This window comes from Neisseria meningitidis (genome assembly GCF_022869645.1).
GTDB lineage: Bacteria > Pseudomonadota > Gammaproteobacteria > Burkholderiales > Neisseriaceae > Neisseria > Neisseria meningitidis.
The window spans coordinates 343,718-361,075 of sequence record NZ_CP064367.1; the positions used below are offsets into that span (position 1 = coordinate 343,718).

The 17,358-nt window shown below is 52.2% G+C and carries 29 protein-coding genes; 5 read left to right on the top strand and 24 right to left on the bottom strand.

Annotated features, from left to right (window positions below; translation table 11 throughout):
* The first annotated feature begins 29 nt into the window (after positions 1-29).
* Positions 30-257, top strand: a complete 228-nt coding sequence (locus IUJ45_RS01795; RefSeq protein WP_025461126.1) for a hypothetical protein — start codon at positions 30-32, stop codon at positions 255-257.
* Here IUJ45_RS01795 and IUJ45_RS01800 read toward each other — a convergent pair.
* From IUJ45_RS01800 to IUJ45_RS01820, 5 genes are read right to left on the bottom strand one after another with little or no spacing between them, the layout of a single operon-like run.
* Positions 254-760, bottom strand: a complete 507-nt coding sequence (locus IUJ45_RS01800; RefSeq protein WP_002213715.1) for a DUF1804 family protein — start codon at positions 758-760, stop codon at positions 254-256. The two genes, IUJ45_RS01795 and IUJ45_RS01800, sit on opposite strands and share 4 nt — an antisense overlap.
* A 2-nt stretch (positions 761-762) precedes the next feature.
* Positions 763-960 (bottom strand): hypothetical protein, encoded by a 198-nt coding sequence (locus IUJ45_RS01805; protein ID WP_002219313.1) that lies wholly within the window; start codon positions 958-960, stop codon positions 763-765.
* Complete coding sequence (locus IUJ45_RS01810) at positions 957-1,223, bottom strand: hypothetical protein (protein WP_002222591.1); 267 nt, start codon at positions 1,221-1,223, stop codon at positions 957-959. The genes IUJ45_RS01805 and IUJ45_RS01810 overlap by 4 nt, the downstream gene beginning before the upstream one ends.
* Before the next feature lie 11 nt (positions 1,224-1,234).
* Positions 1,235-1,573, bottom strand: a complete 339-nt coding sequence (locus IUJ45_RS01815; protein WP_082308612.1) for a hypothetical protein — start codon at positions 1,571-1,573, stop codon at positions 1,235-1,237.
* Positions 1,570-1,788, bottom strand: coding sequence for a hypothetical protein (locus IUJ45_RS01820; RefSeq protein WP_002215845.1), 219 nt, complete (start codon positions 1,786-1,788; stop codon positions 1,570-1,572). Before IUJ45_RS01820 ends, IUJ45_RS01815 begins: the two co-directional genes overlap by 4 nt.
* Positions 1,789-1,800: 12 nt before the next feature.
* On the opposite strand from IUJ45_RS01820, the gene IUJ45_RS01825 reads away from it, so the two are divergent.
* Positions 1,801-1,971 carry a YegP family protein gene (locus IUJ45_RS01825; protein WP_002215844.1) on the top strand — a complete coding sequence of 57 codons (171 nt, stop codon included), beginning with the start codon at positions 1,801-1,803 and terminating at the stop codon, positions 1,969-1,971.
* Between the two features lie 44 nt (positions 1,972-2,015).
* Here IUJ45_RS01825 and IUJ45_RS11055 read toward each other — a convergent pair whose 3' ends face one another.
* The 12 genes from IUJ45_RS11055 to serB form a co-directional block, all read right to left on the bottom strand.
* Complete coding sequence (locus IUJ45_RS11055; protein WP_002247134.1) at positions 2,016-2,321, bottom strand: hypothetical protein; 306 nt, start codon at positions 2,319-2,321, stop codon at positions 2,016-2,018.
* On the bottom strand, positions 2,218-2,637 hold the full coding sequence (locus IUJ45_RS01835; protein ID WP_002246334.1) for a hypothetical protein: 420 nt from the start codon (positions 2,635-2,637) through the stop codon (positions 2,218-2,220). Before IUJ45_RS01835 ends, IUJ45_RS11055 begins: the two co-directional genes overlap by 104 nt.
* Entirely contained in the window at positions 2,609-2,845 is a 237-nt protein-coding gene (locus IUJ45_RS01840; RefSeq protein ID WP_002215783.1) for a hypothetical protein, read from the bottom strand. Before IUJ45_RS01840 ends, IUJ45_RS01835 begins: the two co-directional genes overlap by 29 nt.
* 2 nt (positions 2,846-2,847) lie before the next feature.
* Positions 2,848-3,012, bottom strand: a complete 165-nt coding sequence (locus tag IUJ45_RS01845; RefSeq protein WP_002215782.1) for a hypothetical protein — start codon at positions 3,010-3,012, stop codon at positions 2,848-2,850.
* A 2-nt stretch (positions 3,013-3,014) separates the two neighbouring features.
* Positions 3,015-3,221, bottom strand: coding sequence for a hypothetical protein (locus IUJ45_RS01850; RefSeq protein WP_002219372.1), 207 nt, complete (start codon positions 3,219-3,221; stop codon positions 3,015-3,017).
* Entirely contained in the window at positions 3,218-3,763 is a 546-nt protein-coding gene (locus tag IUJ45_RS01855) for an N-acetylmuramoyl-L-alanine amidase (protein ID WP_002236920.1), read from the bottom strand. The genes IUJ45_RS01850 and IUJ45_RS01855 overlap by 4 nt, the downstream gene beginning before the upstream one ends.
* A gap of 307 nt (positions 3,764-4,070) precedes the next feature.
* Entirely contained in the window at positions 4,071-4,499 is a 429-nt protein-coding gene (locus tag IUJ45_RS01860; RefSeq protein ID WP_002231473.1) for a Mor transcription activator family protein, read from the bottom strand.
* Positions 4,480-4,914: a gp16 family protein gene (locus IUJ45_RS01865; RefSeq protein WP_002221084.1), complete on the bottom strand. Its 435-nt coding sequence runs from the start codon at positions 4,912-4,914 to the stop codon at positions 4,480-4,482. Before IUJ45_RS01865 ends, IUJ45_RS01860 begins: the two co-directional genes overlap by 20 nt.
* Before the next feature lie 156 nt (positions 4,915-5,070).
* Entirely contained in the window at positions 5,071-6,027 is a 957-nt protein-coding gene (locus IUJ45_RS01870; RefSeq protein ID WP_002239693.1) for an IS110 family RNA-guided transposase, read from the bottom strand.
* A gap of 612 nt (positions 6,028-6,639) precedes the next feature.
* Complete coding sequence (purH, locus tag IUJ45_RS01875; RefSeq protein ID WP_082308613.1) at positions 6,640-8,220, bottom strand: bifunctional phosphoribosylaminoimidazolecarboxamide formyltransferase/IMP cyclohydrolase; 1,581 nt, start codon at positions 8,218-8,220, stop codon at positions 6,640-6,642.
* Between the two features lie 163 nt (positions 8,221-8,383).
* The gene (locus IUJ45_RS01880) at positions 8,384-9,607 is read right to left on the bottom strand and encodes a chloride channel protein (RefSeq protein ID WP_002239037.1); all 1,224 of its coding nucleotides are present in this window, start codon (positions 9,605-9,607) and stop codon (positions 8,384-8,386) included.
* A gap of 63 nt (positions 9,608-9,670) precedes the next feature.
* The gene (gene serB / locus IUJ45_RS01885; protein ID WP_002239684.1) at positions 9,671-10,504 is read right to left on the bottom strand and encodes a phosphoserine phosphatase SerB; all 834 of its coding nucleotides are present in this window, start codon (positions 10,502-10,504) and stop codon (positions 9,671-9,673) included.
* Between the two features lie 289 nt (positions 10,505-10,793).
* Here serB and IUJ45_RS01890 point away from each other — a divergent pair, with 289 nt between their 5' ends.
* From IUJ45_RS01890 to pntB, 3 genes are all read left to right on the top strand, one after another.
* The gene (locus tag IUJ45_RS01890; protein WP_082308614.1) at positions 10,794-12,335 is read left to right on the top strand and encodes a Re/Si-specific NAD(P)(+) transhydrogenase subunit alpha; all 1,542 of its coding nucleotides are present in this window, start codon (positions 10,794-10,796) and stop codon (positions 12,333-12,335) included.
* A gap of 3 nt (positions 12,336-12,338) precedes the next feature.
* Positions 12,339-12,722 (top strand): MAPEG family protein, encoded by a 384-nt coding sequence (locus IUJ45_RS01895; RefSeq protein WP_002245953.1) that lies wholly within the window; start codon positions 12,339-12,341, stop codon positions 12,720-12,722.
* Positions 12,723-12,787: 65 nt separating this feature from the next.
* Complete coding sequence (gene pntB / locus IUJ45_RS01900; RefSeq protein WP_002221094.1) at positions 12,788-14,173, top strand: Re/Si-specific NAD(P)(+) transhydrogenase subunit beta; 1,386 nt, start codon at positions 12,788-12,790, stop codon at positions 14,171-14,173.
* A gap of 208 nt (positions 14,174-14,381) precedes the next feature.
* On the opposite strand, the gene IUJ45_RS01905 is transcribed toward pntB, so the two are convergent.
* The 7 genes from IUJ45_RS01905 to IUJ45_RS01935 all read right to left on the bottom strand — a co-directional run bounded on the left by IUJ45_RS01905 (position 14,382) and on the right by IUJ45_RS01935 (position 17,346).
* Positions 14,382-14,855: an NAD(P)H-dependent oxidoreductase gene (locus tag IUJ45_RS01905; RefSeq protein WP_025458830.1), complete on the bottom strand. Its 474-nt coding sequence runs from the start codon at positions 14,853-14,855 to the stop codon at positions 14,382-14,384.
* A gap of 597 nt (positions 14,856-15,452) precedes the next feature.
* Positions 15,453-15,848: an IgG-binding virulence factor TspB family protein gene (locus IUJ45_RS01910; protein ID WP_002225310.1), complete on the bottom strand. Its 396-nt coding sequence runs from the start codon at positions 15,846-15,848 to the stop codon at positions 15,453-15,455.
* Complete coding sequence (locus IUJ45_RS01915) at positions 15,832-16,149, bottom strand: DUF1132 family protein (RefSeq protein ID WP_002216597.1); 318 nt, start codon at positions 16,147-16,149, stop codon at positions 15,832-15,834. The genes IUJ45_RS01910 and IUJ45_RS01915 overlap by 17 nt, the downstream gene beginning before the upstream one ends.
* A 127-nt stretch (positions 16,150-16,276) precedes the next feature.
* Positions 16,277-16,555 carry a hypothetical protein gene (locus tag IUJ45_RS01920; RefSeq protein ID WP_002215768.1) on the bottom strand — a complete coding sequence of 93 codons (279 nt, stop codon included), beginning with the start codon at positions 16,553-16,555 and terminating at the stop codon, positions 16,277-16,279.
* 6 nt (positions 16,556-16,561) lie between these two features.
* Positions 16,562-16,780 carry a major capsid protein gene (locus IUJ45_RS01925; RefSeq protein ID WP_002233767.1) on the bottom strand — a complete coding sequence of 73 codons (219 nt, stop codon included), beginning with the start codon at positions 16,778-16,780 and terminating at the stop codon, positions 16,562-16,564.
* 73 nt (positions 16,781-16,853) lie between these two features.
* Positions 16,854-17,051: a hypothetical protein gene (locus tag IUJ45_RS01930; protein ID WP_002215770.1), complete on the bottom strand. Its 198-nt coding sequence runs from the start codon at positions 17,049-17,051 to the stop codon at positions 16,854-16,856.
* A gap of 4 nt (positions 17,052-17,055) precedes the next feature.
* On the bottom strand, positions 17,056-17,346 hold the full coding sequence (locus IUJ45_RS01935) for a hypothetical protein (RefSeq protein WP_002233765.1): 291 nt from the start codon (positions 17,344-17,346) through the stop codon (positions 17,056-17,058).
* Positions 17,347-17,358: the final 12 nt, after the last annotated feature.

A 17,358-nucleotide genomic window follows, 5' to 3' on the forward strand; every position in this document is an offset into this window, starting at 1 on the left:
GTATTTGGGGCGAAAACAGCCGAAAACCTGTGTTTGGGTTTCGGCTGTCGGGAGGGAAAGGAATTTTGCAAAGGTCTCGGGCTTTAATTGCGGCAAAAATAGACCAAGCGGAGATTTCTGATTCAGAAAAAAGCTGGCTGAAAAAAGAATTAGGGAAAATCAAGGACACTGCATTAAGTACGCTTACGGAAAATGCAATTAATGCTATCCTTGCCGCCACCCTCATTACTCTTTTAAAAAAATTTGTCGGCCTCTAACCAAACTTCTTCTCCACTTCCACCCCAAACGGCTCCAATACCTCCACAAAGGCAGGCAAATGTTTGGGGTGTTTTTCTTGCACAAACGCCATCAAGAACTCAATCAATTCCAAAGCCGTCGCCAGTTTTGACGTTTCCGGCATCACACGCGCATTGGCGGATACGGTTTTCGTAAACGCATCGGCCAGGCTGGCCAACAGCTTGGCGCGGTCGGACGGGGGCAAATCTTCGGTACTCGAATCCTGCAGCATCGTCATCGTGCTGTTGTACTGCACCATAAAACCGGCCAACATCGCACGGCTCAAGTCCTCAATACCGCCGCCGGCCAAAGTGTAGGCGGCGCGCATCTTATCCCAGTCGTCGCCTTTTTCCTTATCCGCACGTTTCCACGCACGCGCAGTGGTCTGCGGGATTTCGCACATCAAGGCCGCCGTTTCCAAAGTTTGCTCGCCGCTCACATAGAGCCGACGTAACTTTTCACGGATTTCTTGCGGGTGAGCCATAATTACAGTCCCATTTTCGCTTTAAGCAATTCCCAGCCGACCGTAATCACGCCGCCGCCCAGTGCGCCGAATGTAATGGCCGTGCGTTTCGTGTCTTGGCGGATTTGCGCAATTTCCGCCTGCATTTCTTTCTGATTTTTCAGCGTTTGATCAGTCTTGTTTTCAATACGCGCCAAGGCTTCCAAAATCGGGTCGCTCATGATTTGTCTGCTTTCCTGTCCAGTTTTTCGTTTACTTTTTCCAACTTGTTTTCGATGCGTCCCAACGAAGCCGCAATATTGTCGCGGTCTGCCTTGGCATCTTGCTTGGTGTGATAAGAGAGCTTGACCGCGTGCAGCTCCTCTTTCAGGTCGTCGATACGCTTGTCCGCCTCTTTCAGACGGCCTGAAATGCCGTTGACCCAAAACCAAAATGCCGCCGTCGCAATCGGCCACAGGGTTCTGAAACCAAATTCAAAGTCCATTTAAAACCCCTTTAAACCGGCACATCGCCGAATACGATACGGACGGCGTAACCGTCAGGGCGATTGCTGGCAATCTCCAGTCCATCACCATCATTACAAACACAGTAATACGCCCCCAAAGTTTGCCAAACCGCACGTTTAAAGGTGTCATAGTTCGTAATTGGATATTCAAGGTGAAACGTCGTCTGAAAATCCTTATCCATGCGTACCGCGTAATCGATACCGGCCTTATCCAACAAATCGGAAACATGAATGACAAACGGCTCTTGCTCGCGTGCGCGGCTTAAGCCCAATTCCAAATCGGCATGGCGCACAGCCAACTGACGTTCAACTAATTCACGGTAGGTCATTCTTTGATACCCATTAAATATTTTGTCCGCTTGTACAATTTCTTAACCCACGAAATATTTACAAATGTATAAACCTTTGCTACAACTTCGCCGTCATAGTGCGCATTTTCTCGTGCAGCCCGAAATTTCGCCCTGGCTTCTTCAGGGTTGTCCGCCCAAATGCTCAATGACCAGGACTTGCCGTTAAAGCGGTAAGAAAACGTGTACTCATTCATAGGAGAAACCTTATGTATTTTGAAATCTATAAAGACGCAAAAGGCGAATACCGTTGGCGTTTGAAAGCAGCCAACCATGAAATCATCGCTCAGGGCGAAGGCTACACCAGCAAGCAAAACTGCCAGCACGCAGTCGATTTGCTGAAAAGCACTACCGCCGCTACCCCTGTAAAAGAGGTATAAAATCCGCTTTCACCCTCAGCCCGCGCCCTACGCGGGCTTTTTTGTCAGTTTCCGACTTTGCGGGAGTGATTGCCCGCCCAGTCGCGCCAAGCCTGATTTTGGTTTTCAAGTTCGGCAACATAGCCGCCAAACTCGGCGGCGTGTTCCAACAGCGTTACTGTCTTGCCGTCTTTCGGCGGATTTGGGCGTACCGGCGCGACCATCAATGCGGCAGGCGGTGTCGGCATGACCGCCTTTTCGACAACCTTAATTTCCGTAGCCGAGGGCGCGCTTGTAGAGCTGCAAGCCGTGATGGCCAAAGCCGTCAATACAACCGCCGCCTGCATTTTTACGGTCTTGAGTAAGGACATTTTCGATTTCCTTTTTATTTTCCGTTTTCAGACGGCTGACTTCCGCCTGTTTTTTCGCCAAAGCCATGCCGACGGCGTGCGCCTTGACTTCATATTTTTTAGCTTCCGCACGCGCCTGTTCCAGTTCGCGGGCGTAGTTTTGAGCCGACAACAGCAGGGCTTGCGCCTTGTCGCGCTTCATTTTCTCAATGACCGCCTGCTGCTTCGCAAAAGCCGACTTGTAGCCTTGATGGTGCGACACCGCCAAACCCGTGCCGACAAGCGCGATGATGGCAATCGGTTGCCAGTTATTCGCCAGCAGTTTCACGAGATTCATTCTCGACCTCCTGACGTTTGACGCTGACCAACGAACGCGCCACCGCATAGCCGCCGACAATGCCCAAATACACCGCCCAAATCTCCGCCGACGGGTCGGGCAGCATCACAAACTTAACCGTCCCCGCCGCGCAGGCAACGTTTGCCCACAGTTTCGAGTGCGACACATTGCCTGTCGCTGGGTTTTTAAAAATATCCAAAATACGCATTGCTATTCCACACTTTTGGTTTGCAGGTGCCGTTTCAGCATTTCCTGATAATTGGCCAGTTCGCCCTCCGCAAATTCAAACGCCGCCAAGTCTGCCTGTTCGCTTGCCTCACGGCTTTTGGCCGACCACAGCCCAATCATCTTTTCGTAAAACGCAACCTGTCCCATGATTAACGACGATTCTTGCGTTTGCGCGCCGCGCGTTTCGCGGCTGCCACGCCTGAGTTTCTTAAATTTGGGCGTGGATAGGTGTGTATCGGACGAACATTTGGCATCTGTATAAGTGCGCGGTTTACCTGCTCATTACTAGGATTTTCTCCAATCAATTTTGTAAGAAAATAGGAAGCAGCTTCTTTCAATTTACCAATAATATTCATACTCTTGCCGCCCCCAATTCCATCGCAATCGCGTCCGCAATCGCGCGGCAGATGCCCCATTTAGTCGTCTTAAACAAGGCCAAATCAGTGTCGTTGCTGATGAAAAAAGGCTCAAACACAATGCCGCCGGCTTGTGCATAAGCCAGGCGCGAATGCTGGCCCGCATTGTCGGGTTTAAAGCCGTCTTCGCCGCGCAGTTTCCAGCCGGTTTTCTTGGCAACGGCTTTGCTCAACACCTGACACCAGCGTTTGTTTTTAACGGTACTCAAGGCTTCGATGCCTGTCGCCGCTTTGCTGACGGCAGCGTTGGTGTGAAACTCAATCGCCACATCCGAGCCGCGAATCAGCTTGACCGCTTCGCGCAGCGGCATATTGCCTTTGCCCGTGCCGTCGGTTTTAACAGTCAAACCGTAGTCATCGCGCAAAATAGCAGCCACGATATTGCGCATATCCTGCGCCAAGTCCGCCTCACGGTCGCTTCCGTTGACCGCACCCGGGTCGGTGTTGCTGTGTCCAGCGGTTAAGGTTACGGTTTTGCCCATTCATCATCTCCAAAAAATATTGATTGCATATAGTGGATTAACAAAAATCAGGACAAGGCGACGAAGCCGCAGACAGTACAGATAGTACGGAACCGATTCACTTGGTGCTTCAGCACCTTAGAGAATCGTTCTCTTTGAGCTAAGGCGAGGCAACGCCGTACTGGTTTTTGTTAATCCACTATAACATTTGAAAACCCCATTAAACCGTCTTTAACCCATCGTCCCGAACGGTAGATGTTTCACCCCTGCAAACCAAAAAAAAGACCGTCTGAATACAGACGGCCAAAGCCTGGTCACACATCACTGCCTAAAATAAAGCTGCCTGCTGTGCCGCAGGTCGGCTCATTTCATTGATAATCGTATATCCCGTTCGTGAAGAGATGCCGTATTTAGGGCATAGCTTCGTCATCGCCATAAGCCCGCTCTTCTTATCAATATCGCGCAATTTGACAAACTCCTGATAAAACCTATGGTTTCTCAACTGTATTAACGCCTTGCCGCACCGTGGGACATACAATTCCTCGCCACCATATACCTGCAACAGCTCATGTGTTTTCACTTCGCCGATGGCTTCGACCAAAATTGCCAAACGCTCGGTGTCCACCTTGCCCTTACCAAATTTAAACCGCGCCCCGCCAATCGCCTTGACCAGCTGTTCCGTCGCTGCCAGTCCGATGACATCCACAATGTCCAACACGGTATCCGGCAATAAATGTTCAACTTTTTCGAACCCCATCATCCCCACCCGCTTTTTCCGTTTTCCTGTTTTCCGCAATCTGCAACGCAGCAACCAGTTTATGTAGCTGCGTATCGTCTAAATATTCGACCTTATCCTTACCAAACATCCGCCGCGCCATTGCGTGTGCATAGTTCCAATGTTTGCCGCCGACGGTCAGCAGGGCTTCGACTTTGTCCAGCATTGCCGCTGATGATGTCCGACGCAGATGCGGTTTGCCGTGTGGGTTACCTTTTGCTTTAGGCTTAAATCCGTGCGACCGCATATCAGCGACAACAGACTCAAGTTCAGAAACATCCATATCCGCACACGACCGCTTATCCGTCACACGCTCCAACACCGCGCGATAGGTACCGTCATCCAAGCCCAGCTCCTTTTGAGCAATCTTAATTTTCGCAATCAACGCCCGGCGCATCTCAAACCCATAAAACACAATATATTGACTAATTAACGCATATTATACCAATAAAATACAATATATAGTATTAAGCCGATGTTTTTTGCGAAACGGACAGACATGAAAAAGCAACTGTATTTTTCACCCCGTCGGGCAAAAATACCAAAACTCAAATCAAGCCGTCCGGATACCGTTTTCGGCGGTATCGTTTTCGGCAAAATAATCACGCATCCGGGCATTCGATATCGTCAGCAGTTTGCGCATACATGCCGTAACGGCAACCTTATACGGCTTACCCTCGGACAGCGGGCGTTGGTGGAAATCCCGAATAAGCGGTTCAAAACGTGTCGCTGCCACGGTAGCCATATACAGTGCTTTACGCACCGCAGACCTTCCGCCAAAGCAGCGGCTTTTGAATTTGGTTTCCCCGCCCTCCCTCGGGTGCGGGGCAATGCCGGCCAAACCCGCTATCCGTTTGTGCGACAGCCGCCCCAATTCGGGCAACATCGCCATCAGCGTAGCCGTCGTTATCGAACCGATGCCTTTGATTTGCTCCGCCACTTGGTCTTTGCCGTCAAAATGCGTGTGGGTGTGGTTGTCGATTTGTTTGTCCAATTCGTCAATCAGCCGGTCAAAATGGGCAATCAGTTGTTTGACGCTTCCGACTTGCGTTTCGTGAACCTGATACAGACGGTTTTTCTCGGCAGTCCGCATATCCGCCGGTTGGTTGCGGCGGTTAACCAAGGCTTCCAACACTTCTTCCGCTTCGGTGGGCGGTTGGTAGGGCATGGTTTGCGAATCTTCTTTCTGTGCCGTCATCTGTGCGAAGAAGGCGGGCATTTTGGCATCTTTGGCGTCGGTTTTGGTCAGCGGCTGCGATTGGGCAAACTGATGCGTCTGACGCGGGTTGGCGATAATCACGGCTATGCCTGCTCGGCGGATGGCTTTGGCGGCGGGGATTTCGAGACCGCCAGTACTTTCCGTCACGACGAGGGCGACCTTGTGTTTTTTAAGGTATTCGATAGTATGGGCGATACCTTTGGGGTTGTTGGTTTCGGTTTTGGTTTTAGACAAAGACGAAACGGCGATGACGAAGTTTCGTTTGGCGATGTCGATATAGTGAATTAACAAAAATCAGGACAAGGCGGCGAGCCGCAGACAGTACGGATAGTACGGAACCGACTCACTTGGTGCTTCAGCACCTTAGAGAATCGTTCTCTTTGAGCTAAGGCGAACCAACGCTGTACTGGTTTAGATTTAATTCACTATACCTGCGTAATGGTATTGGGTACTCATCATAAACCTGCCTTGCATTCGGTTGTGTTGTCCGGCAACTGTCCGGTTGTGTCGATGGGTTGCCCTGCCGCTCCCTGAGCTACGCAACGGTTGTGTGCCTTGGGTGGGCGCGGGTGGCGGCCGGGCGGTTTGTTGCTATGATACAGTGATTCCAATATACAAGGGTGGGCTTCAGCCCACCGCTTCCGTCGATTCCGTCAATGTTACCCATTTCCACCGTCCCCGCCGAAACCAAAACCGCCGACTCCCGCCGGTTCTCCAAAAATTTTTGATGCAGCGGGCTGAAGCACACCCTGCATCCCACCTTTTACGAATCCTCCTACACCCTATACAACACCTTGAAAATCCACCCTGTCAGGAATACCCGAACCGTCATCCCTACCTTCACAAAATAGCGCAAAATGCCGTCTGAAAGCCCTTCAGACGGCATTGCCTTGTTCATCTGCCTTAATGGCGGAAGTGGCGGATGCCGGTTACCACCATCGCAATGCCGTGTTCGTCTGCCGCGTCGAAGACTTCTTGATCGCGCATCGAGCCTGCCGGATGGATGATGGCTTTAATGCCCTGTTCGGCAATCACGTCCACGCCGTCGCGGAACGGGAAGAAGGCATCGGAAGCGGCACATGCGCCGTTGAGGTCGAGACCGGCATCCTGCGCTTTGCGGGCGGCAATGCGGGTGCTGTCCACGCGGCTCATTTGTCCTGCGCCGATGCCGTAGGTTTGACCGCCTTTGCCGAAGACGATGGCGTTGGATTTGACGTATTTTGCGACGTTCCAGACAAACAGCAAATCGTTCCACTCCTGCTCGGTCGGTTGGCGTTTGGAGACGACTTTCAAATCGGCGCGGTTGATGCGGTGGATGTCGGGGGTTTGCACCAACAGTCCGCCGCCGACGCGTTTGAGTTCAAAGCGGTTTGCGCCTGCCTCAAGCGGCACTTCCAATACGCGCACGTTTTTCTTGGCGGCGGCGATTTCGAGGGCTTCGGCGGTGAACTTCGGCGCCATCAGGACTTCCATAAATTGATTGTCGGTAATCTGTTTCACGGTTTCGCCGTCCACTTCGCGGTTGAAGGCGATGATGCCGCCGAACGCGCTGGTGGTGTCGGTGGCGTAGGCGAGTTGGTAGGCGGTCAATGTATCGGCTGCAACGGCGACGCCGCACGGATTGGCGTGCTTCACAATCATGCAGGCGGGCGCGTCGAAGGATTTGACGGCTTCCCAAGCGGCATCGGCATCGGCGATGTTGTTGTACGACAATTCTTTGCCTTGCAGTTGTTTATAAGCGGCAAGGCTGCCTGCCGCAGGATGAATATCGCGGTAGAACGCGGCGCGTTGGTGCGGGTTTTCGCCGTAGCGCATATCTTGCACTTTAATCCAGCTTTGGTTGAACCGGCTCGGAAATTCGCCGATTTCGGGCGTGCCGCTCAAAACGCCGTCTGAAAGCGAGGTTAAGTAGTTGGAAATCATGCCGTCGTATTGGGCGGTGTGGCTGAACGCTTTGCGCGAGAGGTTGAAGCGGGTTTTGTCGCTCAACGCGCCGTTGTTGGCTTCCATTTCGGCGGCGATGGCGGGGAAGTCGGCGGTGTCGGTAACGATGGCGACGTGTTTCCAGTTTTTCGCGGCGGAGCGCACCATAGTCGGACCGCCGATGTCGATGTTTTCAATCGCGTCTTCCAGTGTGCAACCGGGCTTGGCGATGGTGGCAGCGAAGGGGTAAAGATTGACGCACACGAGGTCGATGTTGCCGATGCCGTGTTCTTCCATCTTGGCGACGTGTTCGTCCAAATCGCGACGACCGAGGATGCCGCCGTGGATTTTCGGATGCAGCGTTTTCACGCGGCCGTCGAGCATTTCGGGGAAACCGGTGTAGTCGGCGACTTCAATCACGGGAACGCCCGCACCGGCAAGCAGCTTCGCCGTGCCGCCGGTGGATAGGATTTCGACACCGAGCTTGTGCAGGGTTCGGGCAAATTCGACCGCGCCTGTCTTGTCGGACAGGCTGATCAGGGCGCGTTTGATGGAAGGCATAGGGATTTCCTTTTTCTGACGTTGGGATGGGAAACGGTAATGTTGTCGGGGCGGTATTATCCGCTATTTTCCACTTTCCGGCAGTAGGTTTTTGCAGATATTGTTGACAATTTACAAAGAAATGCCGTCTGAAAACCGGTTTCAGACGGCATTTTAATTTTGCCTATTTGAATCCCATTTTCTTTGCCACACATACTGCGCCTGCCATACCTGCGCATAAGGGCATAAGCAAGGCAACGGGGGCGTAGGTAAGCTCCAAAATAAAGGCTATGGCCGTCAGTGGCATTTTGAGGGAAACGCCGAGGAAAACGGCGGCGCCGACAACAGCCGCGCTTTCTGACGACATTTCGGGGAAAACGCTGTTCCACGCGGCGGCTGCGGCAAAGGCGATGGTGCTGCCGAGCATCATGGACGGGGTAATCAGGCCGCCGTATGCGCCTGCCGCCAGCGCCATCAAGACGACCAGCCATTTGACGGCGGTCAGCTCAAGGCTGTGCTGCCAGTCGGTCAATCCGCCAAAGGTCAGTTGGTTGCCTGCTTTGCCGTTGCCCAAAATTTCGGGAAACCAAACGGCAATCGCGCCGATGAGTGCAAACAAAGCAATCGCCAAAGGAATAATTCTCGGATTGTCGCGCTTGAGGAAGGGGAACTTTTCGGCACTGCGCCGGAAATATACCGCCGTTGCGCCCAGTATCGGGCCGATGACGGCGGAAAACCAAAGTAATGAAGTGTTTACGGCAAGGTTGGCGGGATGATATTGCTGCAGGTCGCCTAAGCCGATGCGCGCGACGGCGGTGGCAATGACCGAAGTCAGCAACGCGGCAGCGGCGGCCTGCTGCGTCCACACGCCCAACATCGCTTCGAGGATAAACAGCGTCGAGGCGAGCGGCACGTTATACACGGCCGCCAAACCCGCACCCGAAGCGCAAGCAATCAGTAGCCGCATTTCGCCTTCATCCAAACCCAAGCGTTTGCCGCCGGCAAAAGCAAACGCGGCGGTCATTTCGCGCGGGGCGACTTCGCGTCCGAGCGGCGAACCGAGTCCGACCGTTATGATTTGCAGCAGAACATGGAAAACCGTCGTCAGAAACGGCAGCCCCTGCAACGGCTGTTTCAAGGCGGCTTTGATTTCGATTTGCGGCTTGCCGAAACGTTTCAGCAACCACCAGCCGCTGCCTGCGACCGCGCCGCACAGCGTCAGCACGGCAACGCGCCGCATACCGGAAGCCTGTGCCACGCCTTCGCGGAACGAAGTGTACACGCCGTCCGCGCCATAACCGTATGCCGTATGCTGTATGAAGTGCATCAGTTCCGTCAGCACAATGCCGACCAAACCGCCGATAACGCCCGCTGCTGCCAGGGCAAACCAAAGTTTTCTGCGTCCCACTGTCGTTCCTGCCGTTCAAATGCCGTCTGAAAACCTTTCAGACGGCATCCGTTTCCTATCCGCCTATCCGAACAGGCCGCGTACACGCTCCAAACCGCCGAAGTTGATACAGGCATCGGCGGCTGCCTGCGCTTTCGGTTTGGCACGGTAAGCCACGCCCACGCCCGCTTCTTTGAGCATCGGAATATCGTTCGCACCGTCGCCCATCGCCAACACCTGATGCGGCTGCAATCCGAGGCGGCTGCGGTATTCGCGCAATAAATCCGCCTTTGCCTGCGCGTCGATAATTCTGCCTTTCAAACGTCCGGTCAGCCTGCCGTTTTCAATTTCCAAAATATTGGCGTGTTGGTATTCGAAGCCGAGGCGTTGTTGCAGACGTTCGGTAAAAAACGTGAACCCGCCGGACACCAGCAGGAATTTCACATTGTGCCTTTTGCATTCGTCCAACAAAAATTCCGCACTGGGCGAGAGCTTCAAAACGTTTTCATAAACGTCCGCCAAAATCTGTTCGTCCAATCCCGCCAACAGCGCGACGCGGCTGCGTAAAGACTGTTCGAAATCGAGTTCGCCGCGCATCGAACGCTCGGTAATTTCCGCTACTTTGTCTTTTAAACCCACGCCTGCCGCAATTTCATCGACGCATTCGATGGTAATCAGCGTCGAATCCATATCGCTGACAATTAAACCGAGTTCGCCGAAATCCATATCCGGCAACACGGCGTGGTCGATTTGACGGCTGCCAAGCAACGCCGCGTCCGCCTCGCTTAAAGAAAACCCTTCTTCAACAATAAAACGCATACGCTTTTCATCGGCGCAATCAGGTTCGGGCAGGCGGGAGGGGAAGTCGGAAGGCAGGGCTTCGGCGGAGGGAAATTGGAGGACGAGGGCTTGCGGCATGGCGGTGGCTCAAAAAATGCGGATTATATAGTGAAACGGCAAAGAATGTTACGGCGGGCGGGACTGCAATCGGAAAACGGCTTCAAAAACAAACGGCAGTATGTGTCGGACAACACGGGAAAATGCCGCAACTATTGCCAGCCTGATGAAAATTCGTTATAAGGGGATTATCTAAAATATATTAACATTTGAAGTGAATCGGTTTTAAACCGGTACGGCGTTGCTCCGCCCTGCCCCGATTTAAATTTAACCCACGATACATATAAACAACCCGAAAAAGGATTCAGAGATGAAAATCGGCATCCCACGCGAGTCATTATCCGGCGAAACCCGCGTCGCCTGTACGCCCGCCACCGTCGCCCTGCTGGGCAAACTGGGCTTTGAAACCGTTGTCGAAAGCGGTGCAGGTTTGGCGGCAAGTTTGGACGATGCCGCTTACCAAACAGCAGGCGCAACCGTTGCCGACAAAGCGGCGGTTTGGGCCTGCCCTTTGATTTATAAGGTTAACGCGCCGTCCGAAGGCGAGCTGCCGCTTTTGAACGAAGGTCAAACCATCGTCAGCTTCCTGTGGCCGCGCCAAAACGAGGCTTTGGTCGAAGCCTTGCGCGCCAAGAAAGTCAATGCGCTGGCGATGGACATGGTGCCCCGTATTTCCCGCGCGCAGGCTTTGGACGCTTTGTCTTCGATGGCAAACATCAGCGGCTACCGCGCCGTGATTGAAGCCGCCAACGCCTTCGGCCGTTTCTTCACCGGTCAAATCACCGCCGCCGGCAAAGTGCCGCCCGCGCAGGTTTTGGTGATTGGCGCAGGTGTGGCGGGTCTGGCGGCAATCGGTACGGCAAACTCGCTCGGCGCAGTGGTGCGCGCATTCGATACCCGCTTGGAAGTGGCGGAACAAATCGAATCGATGGGCGGCAAGTTCCTGAAACTCGACTTCCCGCAAGAATCGGGCGGCAGCGGCGACGGCTACGCCAAAGTGATGAGCGACGAATTTATCGCCGCCGAGATGAAACTCTTTGCCGAGCAGGCGAAAGAAGTGGACATCATCATCACTACCGCCGCCATTCCGGGCAAACCCGCGCCCAAGCTGATTACCAAAGAAATGGTGGAAAGCATGAAATCCGGCTCCGTCATCGTCGATTTGGCGGCGGCGACGGGCGGCAACTGCGAACTCACCCGCCCGGGCGAATTGTCCGTAACCGGCAACGGCGTGAAAATCATCGGCTACACCGACATGGCAAACCGCCTTGCCGGACAGTCTTCCCAGCTTTACGCCACCAACTTGGTCAACCTGACCAAGCTGTTAAGCCCGAACAAAGACGGCGAAATCACGTTGGACTTCGAAGACGTGATTATCCGCAACATGACCGTTACCCACGACGGCGAAATCACCTTCCCGCCTCCGCCGATTCAAGTTTCCGCCCAGCCGCAGCAAACGCCGTCTGAAAAAGCCGCGCCTGCCGCCAAGCCCGAACCGAAACCCGTTCCCCTGTGGAAAAAACTCGCGCCCGCCGTCATCGCCGCCGTGTTGGTACTGTGGGTCGGCGCGGTCGCACCCGCAGCATTCCTGAACCACTTTATCGTGTTCGTCCTCGCCTGCGTCATCGGCTACTATGTCGTTTGGAACGTCAGCCACTCGCTGCACACACCGCTGATGTCGGTGACCAACGCCATTTCCGGCATCATCGTCGTCGGCGCGCTGCTGCAAATCGGTCAGGGCAACGGCTTTGTTTCGCTGCTGTCGTTTGTTGCCATCCTGATTGCCAGCATCAACATCTTCGGCGGCTTTGCGGTAACACGCCGGATGCTGAATATGTTTAAGAAAGGGTAAGCCATGACTTTCGCCTATTGGTGCATTCTGATTGCCTGCCTATTGCCGCTTTTTTGTGCGGCGTATGCCAAAAAAGCGGGCGGATTCCGGTTTAAAGACAACCACAATCCGCGCGATTTTCTGGCGCACACGCAAGGCACAGCCGCCCGTGCCCACGCCGCGCAGCAAAACGGTTTTGAAGCCTTTGCACCGTTTGCCGCCGCCGTTTTGACGGCACACGCAACCGGCAATGCGGCGCAATCGACCATCAACACGCTTGCGGGCCTGTTCATCCTGTTCCGCCTCGCCTTTATCTGGTGCTATATCGCCGACAAAGCCGCTATGCGCTCACTGATGTGGGCAGGCGGATTTGCCTGCACCGTCGGGCTGTTTGTCGCGGCTGCTTGAAACAGATACCGTCTGAACAGTTCGGACGGCATTGAAAACAAATCATCGAAAATCGGAGAATTTCCATGTCTTCAGGACTCGTAACAGCGGCGTATATCGTTGCCGCAATTTTATTCATCTTCTCACTGGCGGGGCTGTCCAAACAGGAAACCGCCAAACAGGGCTGCTATTCCGGTATCGCCGGTATGGCGGTCGCCCTTTTTGTAACTGTTTTTTCCGACAATACCCACGGACTGGGCTGGATCATCATCGCCATGCTCATCGGCGCGGCAATCGGCATCTACAAAGCCAAAAAGGTGGAAATGACCGAAATGCCCGAACTGATTGCCCTGCTGCACAGCTTCGTCGGCCTAGCGGCGGTTTTGGTCGGCTTCAACAGCTATATCGCGCCGGGCAACGTTTCGCACGATATGCACACCATCCATCTGGTCGAAGTCTATTTGGGCATTTTCATCGGCGCGGTAACCTTTACCGGCTCGCTGGTCGCATTCGGCAAGCTCAACGGCAAAATCAGCAGCAGCCCGCTGCAACTGCCCGCCAAACACAAGCTCAACGCACTGGCACTTGGCGTATCGTTTGTGTTGCTGCTCGTATTTGTCGGCATTGACGGCAGCGGCTTCATCCTGCTGATAATGACTCTGATCGCCCTCGCATTCGGCTGGCACTTGGTCGCCTCCATCGGCGGCGCAGATATGCCCGTGGTCGTATCTATGCTCAACTCCTACTCCGGCTGGGCGGCCGCAGCGGCAGGCTTTATGCTCTCCAACGACCTGCTCATCGTTACCGGCGCGCTGGTCGGCTCAAGCGGCGCAATTCTGTCCTACATTATGTGCAAAGCCATGAACCGCTCGTTTGTCTCGGTAATTGCCGGTGGTTTCGGCAGCGACAGCGGCACATCATCTTCCGGCAGCCAAGAGATAGGGGAATACCGAGAAGTCAAAGCTGCCGATGTTGCCGAAATGCTGAAAGGCGCAAACAGTGTCATCATTACCCCGGGCTACGGTATGGCAGTCGCACAAGCGCAATACCCCGTTGCCGAAATCACCGAGCTTTTGCGTAAAAACGGCACAGAAGTACGCTTCGGCATCCACCCCGTCGCCGGCCGCCTGCCCGGTCATATGAACGTACTGCTTGCCGAAGCCAAAGTCCCCTACGACATCGTGTTGGAAATGGACGAAATCAACGACGACTTCCCCGAAACCGATGTGGTCTTGGTGATTGGTGCGAACGATACCGTCAATCCTGCCGCCCAAACCGACCCGAACAGCCCGATTGCGGGTATGCCCGTGTTGGAAGTATGGAAGGCAAAAGAAGTCGTCGTCTTCAAACGCTCGATGAATACCGGCTACGCAGGTGTACAAAACCCGCTGTTCTTCAACGAAAACAGCGTAATGTGTTTCGGAGATGCGAAGAAAACCGTGGATGACATTCTGTCCGAACTGAAAAAATAATGCCGTCTGAACAATTCGGCGCAGGTTTTCAATCTGTTTGATTTGAAAAAATCACTGCAAACCCCGTTTATGAAGGTTTGCAGTGATTTTTTTTGCATTGGGGCAAACATTTTCAGACGGCCCGTCCGAATAAGCACCTACATCTGAAACTGACACAAAATCAACGAAACAAACAAAATCCATCTCCGTGTTGAAGATGGATTTTTAATTAGCCGAACACTTTTTCCAAGTGTGCCTGATAATCTGCCAAGTATTTTTCCACTTGCGGATTTTTAACCACATCGTTACATAAGAATGTCGGCAGGCGGGTCATACCCAAAAACTCGTTGGCTTTGTGGAAGTGCATATACAAAACATCAACGCCTTTGCCTTCAAAGAAATCGCCTTCGCGGGTAAACGCCTCAATCGGCGCATTCCAAGTCAGTGAAAGCATATGTTTTTTGCCTTGCAACAAGCCGCCTGTGCCGTAGCCCTCAGTCGGATTGACGCTGTGTCTGCCGTCGCTTTGGTAGAGTTTGCCGTGTCCAGCGGTTAATACTTCGTCTATGTATTTTTTCACTGTCCAAGGCTCGTGCATCCACCAGCTCGGCATCTGCCAAATCACAGCATCCATCCAAACGAATTTTTCGATTTCTGCCTCAACATCATAGCCGGGAATCGTCAGAAATACCTGCATCGTCATTCCCGCGCATGCGGGAATCCAGACCTGTCGGTGCGGAAACTTATCGGGTAAAACGGTTTCTAGAGATTTTTCGTCCTGGATTCCCACTTTCGTGGGAATGACGGAATGTAGGTTCGTGGGAATGACGTGGTGCAGGTTTCCGTACGGATGGATTCGTCATTCCCGCGCAGGCGGGAATCCAATTCATTCGGTTTCAGCCGTTTCCGATAAATCACTGTAACGTTAAGTTCCCGGATTCCCACTTTCGTGGGAATGACGGCGTAAAGGTTTCCGTTTTTTAAGTTTTAGGTAACTAATGAGTTGTCATTCCCGCGCAGGCGGGAATCTAGACCTTAGAACAACAGCAATATTCAAAGATTATCTGAAAGTCCGAGATTCTAGATTCCCGCTTTCGCGGGAATGACGAAAAGTGGCGGGAATGACGAAAAGAGACCTTTGCAAAATTCCTTTCCCTCCCGACAGCCGAAACCCAAACACAGGTTTTCGGCTGTTTTCGCTCCATAACACCTCCTAATTTTACCCAAATACCCCCTTAATCCTCCCCGGATACCCGATAATCAGGCATCCGGGTTACCTTTTAGGCGGCAACAGGCGCACTTAGCCTGAGACCTTTGCAAATTTGTCGGTTTCGGGGTCGTATTGGTAGCCTCGTGCCTGTATGTCTTCTTTGAAAGTTTCGTATACGTCGTGGGCTAAAAGGGCTGTTCCGACATAGGGAACCGCCCTTGTGCTGAATTTCGCGCCTAAGCGGGCAAGTTTGCCGACCCCCGCCAATACGCCGGCGCGGGATACGCTGGCGGTTATTTTGGCGTTGATTCGGGCTTTTGCGCCCGTAGGGATGTGTGTTAAATCTACCGTTTTTATTAAATCAGATGAATAAGTTTTACTATTTTTAGGTACAAACTTATGAATTTTCGCACCTTGTCCGGTATCAACTGAAACAGTTTCAGATATTTTTACTGCATTTGCATTCGCTTCAAACGAATACATCATCAAAATTGCAATTATCGACAATTTCGCAAAATTCAAATTTGTATATTTTATGACCATCTTTCAGAGATTCTTTAATTACCATTTCTGAATTATCAGAAAATGAGATTAGCCAAATATCATGTTTAATTCTTCTATTCCAGAAAAAAGAGAAACAATCAATAACATTTTCAGACTTATTAATCTTCGCAAATTCAACAAATTCAGATTGCGCTATAACCGCCATCGATTGCCCAAAATACTTGCTGGACGGCTGATATTTATAAAGTGCCAACTGCGCCTGAGTGATAAACGGCTTGTTCATGGTTCTGCCTTTCAATGATTGTTTTGAAAGCCTGATTTTGACACCATAACTTCATGCGCTCAATCCTTAAACAGAACCGCCCCGATTAATACGGGTACGGAAACGCCGAGATAAAAATAAAAATCCATCATTTCAAAACCTTTTTCAGCAGGGAAACAAAGTAAACGGACGCGAGGATGCCGAATACTATCCAGCCTGTTTCAAGACCGCTTTGCAGGTTGTCTTTCGGACTGCATTCCGCCAATAAAAGCCTTAGCGGCTGACCGTCCGACATCTTCCACAGGCTGCCGTTATATTCCGGCCTGACAATCTGTCCGTTTTCTTTGATTCTTGGTACTACCAAGCTGAAATAAAGGTTTTCAGCCTGGTGCTTCTCAAGACATTTATTTCCGACTTGGTAGTACATGCCGTCTTACTTCATCACTCTCTTAACGATGGAAAAGACAAAAAGCGCGGCGAAAACGCCCACTACAATCCAACCGGCTTCCATACCGTCCGCTTTTGCGGCTTCCAAAGCGTTTTTTGCTGTATCGGGCAACGTTGCATTTGCATGTGCGGCCAAAGCCAGGGGAGCAGCTGTTACAACAGCCAGTTTTGCGCCGTATTTACGGCAGGTGTTAATAAATTTCATGATATTTTCCTTCAAAAAGTGTTTGGCGGTAATGGATGGAGCGTTTTTCAGACGACCGCCGAACATCCGAAAATCAGTCTTTCAAAAATCCGAATACGACAAATTCGTATTGGTTGCCGATTTCTTCCAAACCTGCGTTAATCGCTTCTTCGAAGTCGTAGAAATAATCGGCATTGGTGATTAATTTGGTATGTCCGATGTCGCCCGTTTCAGGAGAGAGATACAGAAAGTCCCCTGTTGATACGGACTGGACAACATAGACTTTCTGCATTCAATCAGCCTTTCTTAACGGGTTGAAAACCGATGACTTTCAGTTTTTGGGTTTTGCCCGTAGTGACGATTTCTACGTTCAGGTTTGCTTCGATGGGAAATTGGGCGTTTCGGAACTGCTCGAAATTGGCAGAGCCGCCGAAATCGTATTCAGTAGTAGAGCTGCCCAATGCGTTGCCTTGGGAGCTGTCTAAGGGTGTGGCGACAATCAGGCGGCAATAGTCGAAGCTCCTGCCTTCGATTTGTCCGTTGAATTTTTTAACGCCGACGATGTGGCCTTGAAGTTGGATGTTCATTTTTTGGTTTCC